Raw genomic sequence first — 15,557 nt, forward strand, 5'->3', positions numbered from 1 at the left:
AAATGTCGCGTGCATCCTATGCGAACGTGACCTGCCCGTTGCGTCGAGCAAATTCAGTTCGGTCTAGCAGCCGCAAGCTGGTGCAGCTTCGCAGCCGCATGATGGAGCTACGTCACAACCACATGATGGTGCAACGTCGCAGCCGCTGTCGCAGCTGCTAGCACATCCGCCACCGCAGCTGAAGAGTTTCTTCAACAGAGTGCGAACTGGAGTTGCCTTGGGAGCCGAGCAGCAAGTTGCTGCTGGAGCCGAGCAACCGCAAGAAGCTGCTGCAGGTGCACATCCGCAAGCCGAAGCTGCTGGAGCACATCCGCCACAAGCACCAGCCGAAGCACCCATGCTGCTGCAAGCAGGAGCAGGAGCACAAACTTGAACTGGAACTTGCTTGCAAACTACTCGTGGAACGCAGCGAGTTACTGTGTAAGGCTCGCAAACTTTGCGGCACTTAGTAACACACTTGTTCACGGTGTAGCACTCTTTGCGGTAAGTCGTGTTGCAGACAGTCTTGGTGCGACACTGTGGGACCATTTTGCAAACGCGGTAGTTGCAGGTCTTGGTGCGGCACTCAGGAACCATCTTGCAGACGGTGTAGTTGCAAGTACGAGTACGTGGTTCGCATGTGTAGCCACAGCAAACGGTGTAGTTAACAGTCTTGCAACGAGGCTCGCAGACGTAGCTGCAAGTCGTGTAGTTGACAACTTTTGTACGTGGCTCGCAAACAGTGCTGCAAGTCGTGTAGTTGACAGTTTTTGTACGGCACTCAGGTACCAGCTTGCAAGTTGTCCAGTTGACAACTCGTGTGCGGCACTCGGGAACCATTTTGCAGGTCGTGTAGTTGATTACCTTGGTGCGGCACTCAGGAACTCGCTTGCAGACAGTGTAAGGGATGACGCGGGTGCGGCATTCGCTACGGTAACGTGTGCAAGTGACAGTCTTTTGCTCGCAGGTAGGAACCCAAACTTTCTTGCAGATCGTTTGTGGGCAACCTTGGACACAGATCGTTTGGCACTTGCCGGGGCAAGTTACAGTGCGGCAAGTAGCAGCATCGTAGTACGAAGTGCTTGGACCGCGAACGGTCTTTCGCATCATTTTCCCAGGGATCGTCTGGGTTGTCGTTTGCCATGAGCCACCAGCAACGTTGATCGTCTTGGTGTAAGTCTCAGGAACCGAAACTCGGTAGTTTTCGGTGCGAGTCTTTTGCTCTTGAACTGTGTTGTACACGGTGTAGTTGACCGTACGCGACTTTTGCTCACGAACAGGAACCATCACTGTGTAGTTGACGTTCTTGCTGTGGTTCTGAGTCACGCGGCGGTTGACCGTGTAGTTCACTTGCTTGGAGTGCTGTTGGTAAACAGGCTTTTTGACCGTGTAGTTGATCGTACGCGAGTGAGTCTTGTACACAGGCTTTTTGACTGTGTAGTTGATCGTGCGAGTACGTGTTTCGTACTTAGGCTTGCGTACGTTGTACGTGTGAACCTTCGTGCGTGTTTCGTAAACAGGCTTGTTTACGGTGTAGTTGATCGTTCGGCTACGAGTTTCGTAGGTCGGGACCATCACGGTGTATTGAACTTCACGTGAAGTCGTTTCCGGAACCATACGAGTGGCCGGGACAGCGACGTTTTCGGTGTAAGTTTCGTTGCGTGTGCGATAGCGAGTTTCTTGAACTTGCTCGTAAACCGTTTCTTGAACGTTACGCATCACGGTGTAAGTACCGCCGGCAGCAGGAGCAGCCATCGGTGCAGCGGCGACAGCGCCACCGTCAACGATTGTGCCTTCTGCCATTGGTGCGCTCATGATGGCACCGTCAGCGACAACACCTTCACCGCTTACAACATTTCCACCACAGCCATTACAGCCTTGGTAGCTGATAGCACCACAATAAGCAGCGCTGGCTGAGTTTGCCGTTGCGACGATCATAGCGATCGTGGCGAACGACAGAATACATAGCCTTTTCATTCTTCTTCTCCGTAGGAAACAACTTGTTTGTTGCGAGGACGCAGCATGCGACACCCACACGGGCACTCACCCAGGTGGGCAGTAACGAGATCCAGTGAACCAATCCGGCCTGATGTCCGGGAGGAACGGCAAGCCGGCTGACTTCGCCAACCTTCGTGCAACGCAATGCGTGTGGGAGGATGGGTTGGTCGTGCGAACCTTGTGCACCAGGACAATGGACCTCGATACGTAGAGTTAATCGTCTACGGAGCAAGGGTTGATTACGCAAAGGAGCAAAGGGTGGTAAAAAGCAACGACTGCGGGGACCTGTCTTGCAGTCATTACAAGCTGTAGCGGATATGCCAATTGTGCCGTGCGCAGACGACCAAAATGCTGTTCAGATGCGCAGCGGTTCGGACAAGACACCGCTTTGCGGTCTAGAAGCCCCCGCATTTGCTACCTATCTGGATTCAGAGAGCTGACTCTCCAAGCCAGCGAACGGCGGCGGCCAACTGATTCTGACCATTCCCATGTTTTTCGCCGCCACTTGTTGGTCGCCACCATTCCCCTACACCAGCCGCCCCTCCTAACCACATCGCGGCGAGAATTCAGCATCGCCGGACTGCTCACGCATCGCGGCAACACTTAAGCGGCGCGGTACCGTTGACGCAGCGACTCGCTCCGCGCGCTTGATCACCCGGGTCTTTAGCAACCTGATAGAATTCACAAGCCGCGATGGCATCCGGTCACCCCACCCACATCTACCCCACCCACATCTACTTCGCCCGCATCAAACGGCATCCATTACTTTGCCCGATTCATCTGACGCCGCTCCAATTCCTGACGATGAATCCCCATCGCTCTCTGCCAGCGATGCCGCGATCAGTCGTCGCAATCTTCCCGAGCCCGCGGTCGGCCGGCTCAGCCTGTATTACCGCGAACTGTATCGGCTGCGTGACGCCGGGACTCATTCGATCAACAGTCGGGAGCTCGGCAAATTGGTCAACGTTTCGCCCGCGGTGGTCCGTCGTGACCTGAGTGCTCTGGGGACAATCGGGCGGCGAGGTGTCGGCTATACGGTGGAGCTATTGATCGAAGCGATCGGCGGCGTCCTGGGGTCCGGGCACCAGTGGCAAGTGATTTTGGTGGGCGTCGGATCATTGGGCGATGCTCTGCTGCGATATCGCGGATTCGAACGACTGGGTTTTCGCCTGGTTTCCGCTTTGGACGCCAATCCCGATCGGATCGGAACTTCGATCGGCGGCGTGCGAGTTCGCGACGCATCGGAGCTTGCACAAGTTTTGTCGGACTTCTCGCCTGATCTAGCCATATTGGCGGTGCCGGCTGAGAAGGCGGGGGAAGTTGCCGGTGAACTGGTGGCAGGGGGAATCACCGGCATCTTAAATTTCGCACCGACGACTTTGCGACTGTCATCGGCGATCGCCGTGGTCAACGTCGACTTGGCCAGCGAGCTGCAGCGATTGGCGTTCAGCGTGCAGCAACGCAAGTGAGTGCGAAGCGGCTAGACCCGTGGAAGCACTAAATCCGAGGAAATAGCTGCGATTCGTATTGAACCCCCGGTTCACGATCTTTAAAAGTGTCGTAGAATCGTGTGTTCGTCGGACAGAGCAACCAAGTCCGCCAGTTGTCAAACGAGTGAACCCAAAAGAACTTTGGGAGTCCTCTTTAGCAGGTGGCGTCAAATTGCTAAGATTCGCCGCACACGCTCACTACCCCGTGGTGTAATTGGCAACACAGCTGGTTTTGGTCCAGCCATTCAAGGTTCAAGTCCTTGCGGGGTAGCTAAGGGGGCATATTCTGCCCCTATGAAACCGGCCACAGCCGTAAACGCGGCGTTTTCTATCAGGCCCGTTTCCCTAAAGGGCTGTGTGGGTGCAGGTGTGGCACCACTCGCGACCCCACAACCGGCCTCCCAGTGGTCGTCAGTCACTTGCAAATAGTGCTTCGCAGCGGTCGCACTCGAATGGCCAAGCCAAGCGTTGACGACGTGGTCGGGATGACGCTCCTGCAACTCTGTCCGTCGTGTCGCTCTGAGATTCTGAAACGTCTTAGGCCACGGTGTGATGCCTGCGGATTCAATCACGCGATTCATAAGCGTCCCAAGTCCGGAACGATTCCGGTATCGGTGAATGCAACGCACAGCACCATCGGGTCGGTCGTTGAATGCTTCGCGAAGATATGGAAGCAGTTCCGGAAAGATTGGACATTCACGCAAGCCAGTCTTGGGCGAGTCGATACGCAACCGGCCGATGTCCCACAGCACGTCGTCCCAGGTCATCACCAACACTTCGCACCGACGAAGTCCGCCGTAGCGTGCAAGGGCAAAGATCAAACGCCACTGTGAGCTTGGGCAGGCGTCCAGCACGATCTTGGCTACCGATGGTTTGATGAAGTGGTCACGATCACGATTCACTTCACTACCGGTCTTTAGATCGGTGAACGGGTTCGAGTCAATCAATCGATCCTTGACCGCGTGGTCAATCATCGTCTTGGCTCGCTTGACGTGTTTACTGACGGTTGCCTCTGCCATCGTCTTGATGACGTTGCCATCGGCGTCCCACTTCACCGGAATCGTCAGCAGCCATCGACGCCACTGTTCAGCGTCGGCTACCGTAATCGACTCAATCAAACGGTCCTCGCCAAAGTGTTCCACAAGCAGTCGTCGGGCGTGGCCATAGTTGTCAATCGTGCCTTGGGCCAAGTCTGTCCGCTTCGCAATGTACGAACCACAGAACGAGTCCAGCAGTCTGTCAGCATCGTTCGTGACTCGCTTCGCTTCGATCAATCCCCACTCTTGCAGCTTGTCGCGAATCTTGCCGGTCAACTTGTCGGCCCACAACGCGGTAGCGGGTTCAGGCTTGCCGCCCGATCCGCTGGCCCGCAGCAACTCTTCCACGTGGCGTTTGACCGTTTCACAACGTCGCTTTGATCGGTCTGCGATATACAGCGAACGGCGTTTGCCGTCTTGTCGAAATTGCAGGCGGTGCCCGGTGCGTCCGGTCTCTTTACTCAGTGTGGCCATTCAGTTTCTCTCCTTCAATGCTGCAATCACCTCGTCCACGTCATAGCGTCGGCTGGAACGAATCAGGATACTTGGGATGGTCCCATTCCCTCTCAGTTTCTCGATGAAAGACAGTGAGACGCAGAGTTGACGGGCCAATTCTGCACCATCGACCAATCGCGTAGTTGGTTTTGGCTTAGGTTCCGGTTGTGGCATCCTCGCGACAATTGCGGCTGCGAGCATATCAACGAAGTCATTGGTGAAGCTAAGCATTGAACACCTCCACCAACGCGGCTGCAACGTCTCGGGCGTACTGGTCGCAGACTTCGCGGCATCGGACATTACGACTATCAACATTGGGTTGGAACACGACAACGGCTGTCGTCGCGTCGATGTCGTGGATGTCGATTCGGTGGTCCGCAAAGTTGATCTTCGCTTGGTCGCCGTACAGCTCGCGTGCGGCTGCGTCATACGCCTGGGCTGCTTGGACTTCGTTGTGGAAGAGACCAAGGTAAAGTTGCTTGCCTGATGGATTCCGGATTTCAGCTTTCCACTTGCTTGACTGCTTGTTCCACGACACCCCACAAAATCTTGACGAGCCGCTGACGCGTTTGCCCCGTAGATTCTGGCGGTGGGTCATCGGTTGCAAGTTGAAGCCGCAATTATTGAGTCCATCGCCGTCGCGATGATCGACGTGTTTGAGACACTCGACCCCTCTCAGTTCCAATATCAAGCGGTGCAACTTTTGCATTTTTCGCTTGCCATCGATCGTCACGACGTGAACCGCGTAGGTCGTGCGTGGTTTGACAGCCGGATACCATCCGCCACCAATCGCATCCACCAAGTCGATGTCACAGTACGTCACAAGATCAGGATATTTTTTCGATGACAGTTCTATTCTTGCAATTTTCATCGTGACACCTCCGACAACATGGCTACGGTTTCGCGACTCAGTTGATGTCCAAGTTCTGTCAAGATCTTGAACTGATCTGCTGGCCGTTCTTGACGATCGTAATCGTGGTGGTAGACGAAGCCACAGCCGACACGGAACACGTTCAGGCGTCCGGTCACAATCGAATGACTCATACCGATACCCGGTGCAAAGTCGCGTTCAGTCACGTCGATGGCGGTCACGTACAAGTAGCGGTCAGCCGGACGGCTGGCCAACGTGTGGACACGTGCCAACGCACGCGGCGTCAACTCTGTCGTATCGGTGACGCGATCAGGACGCGGACGGTGAATCTGGGCGAGGGAGCGGGCGGTCAGAGGTGTGGTGTCTGAGTGGGCCAATCTGGAGGGTCTGGAATCCGAAAAGTGCCTCATATCACCCCGCAAATTACCGGGTGAAATGTTACACAAATCAAGAGATACCCTATCGGGAGTCGAGTCGTTGACGGCTTCCTGCTTTTCTTCCCGGTACGCCTGCAACCTTTCCCGTGCGATCTCGAAAAGCGGTCGGGATTGATACGCCCGTTGATACTCGCGGATCTTGTCGCGGTTGGCGTTCTGGTACTTCTGTGTCGACAATCGAACGCTATCAGGGTTCGACTGACGATATTTTCGCCCGTCCTCGCGTTCGCAGACTATGCAACGAGAGCGTGCCCCGTCCTTACTCTTGGTTCGCTTCCCAAAGTCGGTGACGGGTTTGGACTGATGGCACTTGGTGCAGATTTTCAATGGATCGGCAATAGATAAGAGGAACGGCAACGACATCTGTCGTTGTTGGTTCCTCCCTTCCGATTCAGTCTGACAACCAGTCAGTACGCGGGAGAAATTGAAGCCGTGTCGACGGTTCAATAGTCAAAGTCTGGCCGACATCGTGTCGGACGCCGCAACTTAATTTGCGGTATGGCGGGTGAGGGTGATTTATCCTGGTGCTCGGCGATGAAGCAGTTTTGCTACTTGAACTCTACCACACAAACTGGGTCGGGTCAAATGATTTGGCACAAATTTTGCATAATCGCTGAGACCGATTCTAAGCGACCTTGGCTACCGCGTGCAATGAGTTCCAATGATTGTGATCCGATGCCCTTACGGGCGACGTGAGGTGCCTTTCTGGGCACGCAGGCGTGTGGATTGACGATTGCTTTTCAAGCTAAGCCAAACTCGTGTGGTGCCTGGGCACCTTTACTCCGCCGCCTGGGAAATGCTGGATTGGTCAAAATCCGTCGAATGTTATGAAAATTCCACCAAGCAGTGAACTTGTGGCCCCTATGGTGTCCGTTCGCACACCTAAAAGAGGGCCTTCCCGGCCAGGTCCGCTCAATCCACACCTCTGGTGGGTGGTAAGGTAGCGAGCACTTCTGCCAGCAATCCCCTTCAGATCGCGTGAGACACGAGAGTTAGTGCATTTCGCACTCGCGACCTCCAATCTACCTTCTATACCTAATCGGGTGAGATCAAAGAATAATAAAGAAAGGAAGAAAGAAAGGTACATTTGTGCCGCGAGTGGTGAAAGTGACTATTCCTCGTGTTTGAGGCGATCTGAAGGGGATTTCTGGCAAAAGTGCTCGCTAGCACACCACCTATTATGGGGTGCCGCAGCATTATTTCGACAATTCTTTTGCAGACGGTGACGAAATCCTTTCGCGACGAACAAGTTACGGATAGGGAATCGAATCAAACCAATCCGAACGAGGAAAACGACCAATGTCCGAAGAACAAACCGACGCAGCCGATCAACCGGCAGCCGAACCAGATCTGAACAAACTGGTCGCAGACCACGAGCGAGTCCTGGCAGAGAATGCAGCTCTCAAAGCCGAACTGGCCAGCAGCCAAGACATCACAGCCACGGTCACAGCCACCGTCCGCGATGCCATCGCGAATCCACCACAACCGCTGTTCAATCCCAAGACGATGACCACGGAAGAGTACATCGCGAACAAGGATGCTGTGCGAAAGCAGATGGGATTCCAGCGTCGGTCAAACGGTCAATTGACCAGCAACCAGTGACCGGATTCCGGCAACCAGTAGTCCAACGATCCCAACAGAGAAAAACAGCATGACAGAACGACGCCGCCCATACCCCGTCACACATGAAGGTGAGACCCTATTCTTGGCCGACTGGTCCGAGCGTCTAAAGATTTCGTACCATACCCTTTATGGAAGATTGATTCGAGGCTACACGGATTCAGAGATCATCCTGGGGAAGCATAACGAAGCAGACCCATTGATTATTTTGGGCGCGTGGAAAAGGCCCATGTCCTGGTGGTCGAGAGTGTTCCGCGTCAAACCAACGTTGATGCGAGAGCGTCTCAAGCGAGGCCTCCAGCATGAATTTGTTGTGTTCGGAAAGCCCCGATCCAAGCCCGTCAAACCGGTCTACCTGCGTGTGGGCGACGTTGCCAAGACTTGCGGTTGGTGGAGCCTCCGAACGTCACAAAGAGCCACAACAATCGAGCGACGAATCAAAGACGGTCTCTGTCCAGTGGATGCAATCTTCGCGGTCGACCCAGAATAAGCCGGACTCGTTGCCGCTGTTTCCGCATTGGTCCGTAAAGACGGCGGCAGCTTTGAGTCCTGATAGCAGCACCGTCGTCGGTTTCAATACTCCCGGCGACGGTGCTTTTTAGAACACCGACTTCGCGTTATGTGATGCTAGCCGAAGTCGAGCCCGTCAAAAACGGGCACTTATACAAGTCACTTGAATCTTTGAAGCTGGATTCAGGATCGACGTTTTCATTCCGAAAATTGACGACTTGAAACCCTGCATTTCGCCATTTTTGAGACACGCTGTAGCCATCGTGCAAAATGATCTGGCGAAGCTGGACGGGAGGTGGTGAGAGAACACACGAAACCTGTCTGCCGTAGCCGACAGCTTGGCTCCGTCGCTATCGGCTGCGGTTTTGTCACACATTGAAAATTCCGCATTGATCAGCGGCTATCCATAGACACGGCTTTGGTGTGCGGTGTCTAAGAATCCAAGCACTAAAATGCCATCTGTGATGAATTGACATCGTCAATAATCAAATCAATCGCCGAGCGTTGCGATATGATCCCAACCATGATGAAAGAGGCGTATCGAGTGTGTAGCATGGTTCAGTAGCGTTGCAACAACCCGAGGTCCAATAATGTTAGCAAGTGCGTTGGACGCGGTTTCAATGTCTGCAATAGTTGAGAATCATTTGAGTACTTCGTTGCAGCCATTGGCCTGATTCAAAGTGTTTCCCATTCGATCGACAAAGTGGACAACCCCAATCGATACGGCTCGTGTATCCGACGATGGGAAACGAAAAAACAGCAACAAGCAAACCGGACAAGAGTCCGTTTTGTTGAATTCCACCCCTTGGAATTATCCCTATGGGCATTGTCGGAACGTGCTGGAATTTACGTTGAGAATTTACGTTGCCAGCTAAATAATGGACAGTGCGTTCCCCCGCCCCTCACCGGTCGCTACGCGTCGACCAGCATTCAGGCGGCTATGCTGCCTGTTCTCTTGCTGCCTGTTCTCTTGCTGCCCGCTTGAGAATGCCGCTAACAGCCGTGTGCGTCCATTTCAGCCGCCCCTCTTTGGTGACGATTCCACGGTCGGTCAACGCTGCCGCAATCTGGCGAAGCGTCAAGCCGTCGCCCCGTAGATCTTGCATCCAAGCTATTGCGTCTTGCTCCGATGCGTTGGGTTGTAGCGTCTTGCCATCGTCGCCAAGATCGTAGCCGTATCGGATCTTGCCCACACGCTCGCCATTGTCGATCTTGTGGCGTAGGGCGTCCCGTGTGCGTTCCCCAATCGCTTCGCGTTCCCACTGGGCAACCGATAGCAGAATGTTCAAGACCATTCTGCCTGCGGCTGTCCTGGTGTCAATGGAATCGGCAACGCTGAACAATTGCGACCGGCTACCGAAATGGTCGTCGATAAGCGTTTGCCAATCGCCCACGCTTCGCGTCAATCGATCCAATTTGACGACGGCTAGGCCTTCCGCTTCGCCGCTGCGTAGCATTGCTAGGGCACGTTGTAGACCGGGCCGTTTAAGGCTCTTAGCAGACTCGCCAGCGTCTTCAATGACCGCAACGACTTCCAAGTCGTAAAGGCTTGCGTATGCTTCTAGCTTCGCTCGCTGGGCGTCCAGTGAAAGACCGCTATCGGCTTGGTCTTTGGTGCTAACTCGGATGTAGAGAATGATTTTCAAGGTGCGTCTCGCGTTGGTGTTGTCTTACACTCAACACTATGCCGACACGCAAAAAGCGCAAATCGTTTTCGTCGATTCTGGACACAACCGGTCGTCTGTAGACACGGGCGGTTGAATAATCGTCACAAGCCGAAATCCATCGAATGCGCCATTTTGGCAGTCTGCCGGAATCCGGTTGCAAACCGTTGGGACTCGCCATCGTCCGCCCTCGCTGCGTTGTGCTTGGCTGCTGTTGAGCGTGACCGGCTCCGCTTGTGTTTGGGAGACCGCTGCCTGAATCCGGCAAACACGTGTGGACAACGTGTTCACGCACTGTCTAAGGATGTACGCTGCCGGAATACGGTCACGCGTTGGGCGAGTGTTGGCGTGTGGGTATCGGGTCCGAACAAGAGAACGCGGTGGGCCGTTGCGTTGTGGTAGTCGTGCGGGTCGTGCTGGCTGTTAGGCCGGTAGCAGTGTTATCAGTCGGTGGGGTCGGTTGGGGGTGCAGGGTTTTAACGGTGCGGTGATGAGCAGGGGTGCTGCCGATGGTGACGGGTGCCCTATCCTAGCTGCCGCCTATCGTCAGCCGGTCCGGTGTTGGGGTGGTCGGTTTTCAACTGCAACACTGTGGGCGTTGATGGGTTCCCGTCCAACGCTCACACAACGCGGGCGATAATCCTGAAACCAGACGCCTCTGCGGCGACCAGACGGCGTGTCAGCTCACGAAAGGCCTTTTCTTCGACTGGTGTGGGATCGCTCGTCGCACGAGCCTGGATTCCGGTCGGCTGCTGGTAGCTTAGCACGGTAGAACGGGGATTGCAGGAGACTACGTGGGCAATGTTGCTAGGCGAGCTTCGACCGTCATGCGAATGTTATTCACAAATTCGGACTCGGCTGATTCGATATCTCGACGCCCCAAATCGATTTTCAATTCGTGCAGTTCCACACCTCCCGCCGTAACGCCCAGAAATCGACTACCGGACTCCGATCGATTTGATGGCGAAATGAAGATGGCGAGCTTCGATTGTAGAGCCTCACAGAACGCCAATACTTCGTACCGGTCCGCAGCCTTTAATTTTGGCTTGTACTTGGCGTCAAGTACGATTGGGCGGACTCCAGGTTTCCGAATATAAATGTCAGGTTTCACTTGGTTGTCGCCGCCATGAACGTACAGCGGCACTCGGTGAACGTTCCCGTCGAAAACTTGACCGCCCGGCAAAATACCCGAGATTTGCTCTTGGATTAGTTCTCGCACATAAGCCTCAAATACATCGTCTAAACGTATCACCAAGGACTCGATCTGAACCTTTCCAAACGATTCGAGCGAAACACCTTGTTGCGTAGCGATCAAATAGCAAAGCCATAGCAGACGCTCGTATGCCCTGTGGCTACCGGGAAGCTTGACTATTTGCCCTGCAACCTGCCGAGACGCTTTCTCCGCATTTTCCGCAAGAGGACTGACCGTGTCGAAAAGCTCAACGAGACGCGAGGCATGCGTGGCAAGCGATATGCTGTCCTTGCCGGTGAGTTGCTGGAGGTAGCGGACCAGATGTTCCAATGTGTGTTTGACTAATCGATTCTCTGGTAAATCACTCGTGAGGAAACTTACGTCACGAACATGCCTGTATCGATATCCTTTCGCGATGAAACGTGAGACCGATTTTCCGAACTGGATTCTTCCACGAAAACCGTGCGTCGTCTCTTTTGTAACATACTGTCGCAGTAGGCCGTCGCGTTGCACTACCGATAGAGCCTCAATCACTGCTCGACCGAAAAGGTCTTCCGCACTTCCGGCTTTCAGTGGTTCGGCTGCGTACTTCCTCAAATGGCTGGGCAGTGCTCCTAGCGATTTCTTCGCCTTCTGCACAAGGTACAAAGCATTTTCGATTGGAAATCGCGGGCGGACGTGAATCGCAACACGCGAATTGATTGGAATTACACCAATGTAGCTCTTCGCGATCAAACGCAACTCACCACCACGGTAGTCGATGTCGAAGTATCCCCGTCCGGTGATCTCTGGGAACACGTCAATCTTGCCATCAACAATCAGATTTTCGATTGGGACAACGACTTCCCCATGTTCAAGGCATGGGTACACGTTTTTTGGAAACGGTGTGCTAATCATCGGATTCTTGCTGACCAGACAAGCGTCTCTCTAGTGCTTTGAAGCTCTGGCTAACGTGTCCCAATTTATCTGGCTCAAACTCCAATACACTTTCGCAGAATGGAAGAATTCGATACCTCCACACTTGAGCTAGTCGACCATTATCGCCCACGTTGAGGAAATATGTGTGCCCCATGCCAAATGGAAGCAATTGCTGCATCTGCTCGAACCACTCAGTAATTTTGGAAGCATCAGTGGCCACCATGCCAGCGTCAATAAGAAATTGATTCGTAAGATCGGATGAAGGATAGATGTCGATGTGATCGAAACGCCGTAACATCGCCATGTCTAACTGTGTGATGCTCCGGTCATGTTGGTTCATGGTCGCGAGTAGAATAAGGTTTCGTGGTATCGATACCGGCTCTCCTCGGAATGGAGTAGTGAACTGTACGCCCCTCCATCCGTCTTCAATGTAAGTAAGGAGTTCACCGAACACTCTTGACGGATCGCCGCGATTTATTTCGTCAATGATGAAGACGACCGGCTTGTCTGTTCCGTTCGCAAGTTCGACGGTTTGCAGAAACGTTTTGGGGACAACTTCGAATCCTGACTTCGAATTTTGAGTCGGCTTGTATCCTTCGACGAAATCCTCGTATCCCATCGACGAATGAAATTGCACGCGGACGATCCGTGAAGGATCGTTGTCAGTCAGTTTAAGTGCAACTTGCCATGCGTACCAAGTTTTGCCCGTTCCTGGACATCCTCTAAAGATAATCCCTGATGAACCCATCCCAAGGACCGCACTAACTTCCTGCATCAGCGAATCGTCGTCGGATAACACTGACGATTGCGATTCTTGTGTCGGTGAAACTGGCAACTGTTTCGGTGTCGAATCAATGACAAGCGATGCGATGATTTCGTCAGCCACTTCATCCGTGAGTGGACTATCCGAGAACAGTTTCTCCGCTGGCTCGTCTCGAAACTCAAAAAGACGATTGTAAGCGTCGTCGGCAATGGGGAATTCATCCCGGAATTTGTTCTCCAGGGTGCGGGCGTCAGCTCCGTCGTCAAACTTATCGACTCGGAAAAGCCAAGCTGCACAATCGACAACGTTCGGTCGGTTTAACTCTCCACCCTTCGTCATCACCCGTTTTGCGAACGTGTCTACCCAGTCGATACCAAGTTTCCATTCCGATTCGTTATCGTCGGTTCTACGGCTCTCGACTGCTCCCCAGCGATTCTCTAGCGTGTTTTTGCGTGCGGTGGATATGTTGCTGTGAGGGTGGGAATGAATCCGCATCTTTCTAAGCAATGGATCGAAATACGGATTCTGTTCGTCGCGTCCAGCACGAAAATACCTGTCAAAGAAGGCGAAATCGTCCTGCTCTTCGTAGTGGGTCCAATCAGAAGTGTTGACGCCCGCCGCGATGATCGAAAGCGTAGGGAAAAGATGAGCAGACGCCTGCGACTGAGCCTTTGCTCTCCACTCGGATAGGTTAATTATCGCGGACTTAAGTCGATCCTTCGATATGTAACGCGACATGCCGTGTCCTAGCCAGAGGCAGTAAGCTCGCCTTGATATTCAGGGTTGAGCAATTGGTTGTAAATGTGCCCTCCCACAGCCTTGGCAAGCAACGGGGGCACAGCATTGCCAATTTGTCTTGGCAATCCAGTGCCTCGGAACTTGTATCGATCCTGAAAGGACATCAGTCGTGCCGCTTCCCGGTGAGACAAACTTCGATCCTCAAGCGGATGTGCGAAAGGTCCAGAGGCAACGTTTCGATAGTAGCAGGTGATTGTATAAGCCGGGCGCTGTCGGTGTAAACGATGGTAAAGCGTCGTGCAGTCTTGACGAAGCTGACCATTGCTAATTCGACGCATCTTGCGAAATCTCGCTGGCAAATGCTCCGTCGGAACGGACCTAAGACCTTCACCTTCGCCAACGTGACGAAGGACGCCTGCCGACATTTCAGATACACCGTTGGCCTGATGCAACGTTAGCTTTGGGTTGTACCGTCTTGCGTAACGTTGAAAGTCGGACTTTGGTCGCGATTTGTAGATCCACTCATCACAGTTCAGCTCTCCCTTAAGCAGCGGTAGATCGCCGATAGCGTCGTCAACTGTGACGTACGGATTGGCAAGCCATTCGTCATCGCCGTGAGTGGGCTGCGGGAATGTAATCGGGCATCCAATCCGATTTGCTAGAAAGAAAATCCGATGTCGTAACTGCGGAACACCGTAATCGGCCGCACATAGTACCTTGGCGTCTACTTCGTATCCGATGGACTCTAAAGATTCCGTAATGAGATTGCGAAAATGCCCTTTGCGAAACGTTAGAAGCCCTCGAACGTTTTCGATCAAGATCCACTTTGGACGTAGCTCTTCGCCCAGTCGAATCATGTGTCGGAAAAGAAAGTTACGCGGGTCGTCTTCAATTCGTTTTCCGTGCGTGCTGTAGCCTTGGCAACTTGGGCCACCTGCGAGTAAGTCAAGCTCTTTGCCCCCCAGTAACTCACGAACGCTGTCGCCTGTGATGTTAGCGATGTCTTCACACGCTGTTGCCGTGTCTGGGTGGTTCGCTTCATAGGTCGCGATTGCATTGGCGTCATTGTCAACCGCCAAGACTGGGTTAAAACCCGCTTGACGTAAACCGTCTGAAAGCCCACCCGCACCGCAAAATAGATCGACACACGTGGGCTCGAATGAACTTGATGACATACGTATTCCTCAGACTACTTTTCGTTGTGGTATTGATGAAAGTCGTCTTTGCGTCCGCTCAACGCAGCTGTCTACGATGTGGACAATTTCCGGACTTCTCATGACTCGTCTCGCGATAAAAGCGGGCGTTTGTTTTTGAGATATTGCTTAACGGCTTCACGAATCATCCATGACATGGAAACCCGATGTTTTCGGGCCATTGCTTCTAATTCCCGATAGTCGTCCGGATCGATTCCCACCGACGTGCGAACCTTCCGCTTGTCTCGACTTGTAGCATTCATGTCTGGTCCTCCAAGTTGCACCACGTTACACCACTTTGGTGCAACTTCGCAAGATGGCGAGCCATGTACGTGCTATCATTCGCTGCGTGAATGACACGTGTGGTCAATAATTTGTTTTTACCGCTGATTCCGTCTCGCCTTGGCGTTTGCCTTTCGTGCGGCAACCGCTTTACCGATCGAATCCGCCCATGGCTGACCATAAATCGGCGAAATCTCCGCCCAGTCAAACCGCCGATACATTGCTTCATTGGGACAAACCCCGTGCAACGTCAATCAGGTCAGCCCGTGCGTCGGTGTCCAGCGACCGCCACAACTTCACCAACTCTGACAATGACACCACCGATGACACCACATTTTCGGAAATGTTGCTCAAGCACGGTGTTTCAGGC

At 53.5% G+C, this 15,557-nt stretch carries 12 protein-coding genes and 1 tRNA gene; 4 read left to right on the forward strand and 9 right to left on the reverse strand.

Annotated elements, in window-relative coordinates; all coding sequences use genetic code 11:
* Positions 1-63: 63 nt before the first annotated feature.
* Positions 64-1,956: a hypothetical protein gene (locus tag K239x_RS15480; protein WP_145419155.1), complete on the reverse strand. Its 1,893-nt coding sequence runs from the start codon at positions 1,954-1,956 to the stop codon at positions 64-66.
* A gap of 788 nt (positions 1,957-2,744) precedes the next feature.
* Between K239x_RS15480 and K239x_RS15485 the strand changes: the two genes are divergently transcribed.
* Together K239x_RS15485 and K239x_RS15490 are read left to right on the forward strand one after the other, a co-directional pair.
* A complete protein-coding gene (locus K239x_RS15485; RefSeq protein WP_419189001.1) occupies positions 2,745-3,446 on the forward strand; it encodes a redox-sensing transcriptional repressor Rex in 702 nt (233 codons plus the stop codon).
* 220 nt (positions 3,447-3,666) lie between these two features.
* Positions 3,667-3,738, forward strand: a tRNA-Gln gene (locus K239x_RS15490).
* Here the strand turns inward: K239x_RS15490 and K239x_RS15495 are convergent.
* The 3 genes from K239x_RS15495 to K239x_RS15505 form a co-directional block, all read right to left on the reverse strand.
* Positions 3,713-4,978 carry a tyrosine-type recombinase/integrase gene (locus tag K239x_RS15495; RefSeq protein ID WP_145419156.1) on the reverse strand — a complete coding sequence of 422 codons (1,266 nt, stop codon included), beginning with the start codon at positions 4,976-4,978 and terminating at the stop codon, positions 3,713-3,715. The genes K239x_RS15490 and K239x_RS15495 overlap by 26 nt on opposite strands.
* Positions 4,979-5,222: 244 nt before the next feature.
* A complete protein-coding gene (locus K239x_RS15500) occupies positions 5,223-5,870 on the reverse strand; it encodes an AP2 domain-containing protein (RefSeq protein WP_145419157.1) in 648 nt (215 codons plus the stop codon).
* The gene (locus tag K239x_RS15505; RefSeq protein WP_145419158.1) at positions 5,867-6,247 is read right to left on the reverse strand and encodes a hypothetical protein; all 381 of its coding nucleotides are present in this window, start codon (positions 6,245-6,247) and stop codon (positions 5,867-5,869) included. The genes K239x_RS15500 and K239x_RS15505 overlap by 4 nt, the downstream gene beginning before the upstream one ends.
* A gap of 1,359 nt (positions 6,248-7,606) precedes the next feature.
* Between K239x_RS15505 and K239x_RS15510 the strand changes: the two genes are divergently transcribed.
* Both K239x_RS15510 and K239x_RS15515 read left to right on the forward strand, forming a co-directional pair.
* Positions 7,607-7,909, forward strand: a complete 303-nt coding sequence (locus K239x_RS15510) for a hypothetical protein (RefSeq protein ID WP_145419159.1) — start codon at positions 7,607-7,609, stop codon at positions 7,907-7,909.
* Between the two features lie 49 nt (positions 7,910-7,958).
* Positions 7,959-8,417, forward strand: a complete 459-nt coding sequence (locus K239x_RS15515; protein WP_145419160.1) for a hypothetical protein — start codon at positions 7,959-7,961, stop codon at positions 8,415-8,417.
* Between the two features lie 958 nt (positions 8,418-9,375).
* Here K239x_RS15515 and K239x_RS15520 read toward each other — a convergent pair.
* The 5 genes from K239x_RS15520 to K239x_RS15540 all read right to left on the reverse strand — a co-directional run bounded on the left by K239x_RS15520 (position 9,376) and on the right by K239x_RS15540 (position 15,168).
* Entirely contained in the window at positions 9,376-10,083 is a 708-nt protein-coding gene (locus tag K239x_RS15520) for a recombinase family protein (RefSeq protein WP_145419161.1), read from the reverse strand.
* A gap of 808 nt (positions 10,084-10,891) precedes the next feature.
* Positions 10,892-12,163, reverse strand: coding sequence for a 5-methylcytosine restriction system specificity protein McrC (locus K239x_RS15525; protein WP_419189002.1), 1,272 nt, complete (start codon positions 12,161-12,163; stop codon positions 10,892-10,894).
* Between the two features lie 19 nt (positions 12,164-12,182).
* Positions 12,183-13,097, reverse strand: coding sequence for an McrB family protein (locus K239x_RS28705; RefSeq protein WP_419189003.1), 915 nt, complete (start codon positions 13,095-13,097; stop codon positions 12,183-12,185).
* Between the two features lie 623 nt (positions 13,098-13,720).
* Positions 13,721-14,887 carry a DNA cytosine methyltransferase gene (locus tag K239x_RS15535; protein WP_145419164.1) on the reverse strand — a complete coding sequence of 389 codons (1,167 nt, stop codon included), beginning with the start codon at positions 14,885-14,887 and terminating at the stop codon, positions 13,721-13,723.
* Between the two features lie 98 nt (positions 14,888-14,985).
* Positions 14,986-15,168 (reverse strand): ribbon-helix-helix domain-containing protein, encoded by a 183-nt coding sequence (locus K239x_RS15540; RefSeq protein ID WP_145419165.1) that lies wholly within the window; start codon positions 15,166-15,168, stop codon positions 14,986-14,988.
* Positions 15,169-15,557 lie beyond the last annotated feature (389 nt).

This window comes from Stieleria marina, from assembly GCA_007741555.1.
Taxonomy (GTDB): domain Bacteria; phylum Planctomycetota; class Planctomycetia; order Pirellulales; family Pirellulaceae; genus K23-9.

Bases quoted from the DNA above. Each gene is read 5' to 3' on its own strand.
- K239x_RS15480 (WP_145419155.1), bottom strand. From the start codon at position 1,956: ATGAAAAGGCTATGTATTCTGTCGTTCGCCACGATCGCTATGATCGTC.
- K239x_RS15495 (WP_145419156.1), bottom strand. From the start codon at position 4,978: ATGGCCACACTGAGTAAAGAGACCGGACGCACCGGGCACCGCCTGCAA.
- K239x_RS15500 (WP_145419157.1), bottom strand. From the start codon at position 5,870: ATGAAAATTGCAAGAATAGAACTGTCATCGAAAAAATATCCTGATCTT.
- K239x_RS15510 (WP_145419159.1), top strand. From the start codon at position 7,607: ATGTCCGAAGAACAAACCGACGCAGCCGATCAACCGGCAGCCGAACCA.
- K239x_RS15515 (WP_145419160.1), top strand. From the start codon at position 7,959: ATGACAGAACGACGCCGCCCATACCCCGTCACACATGAAGGTGAGACC.
- K239x_RS15535 (WP_145419164.1), bottom strand. From the start codon at position 14,887: ATGTCATCAAGTTCATTCGAGCCCACGTGTGTCGATCTATTTTGCGGT.
- K239x_RS15540 (WP_145419165.1), bottom strand. From the start codon at position 15,168: ATGAATGCTACAAGTCGAGACAAGCGGAAGGTTCGCACGTCGGTGGGA.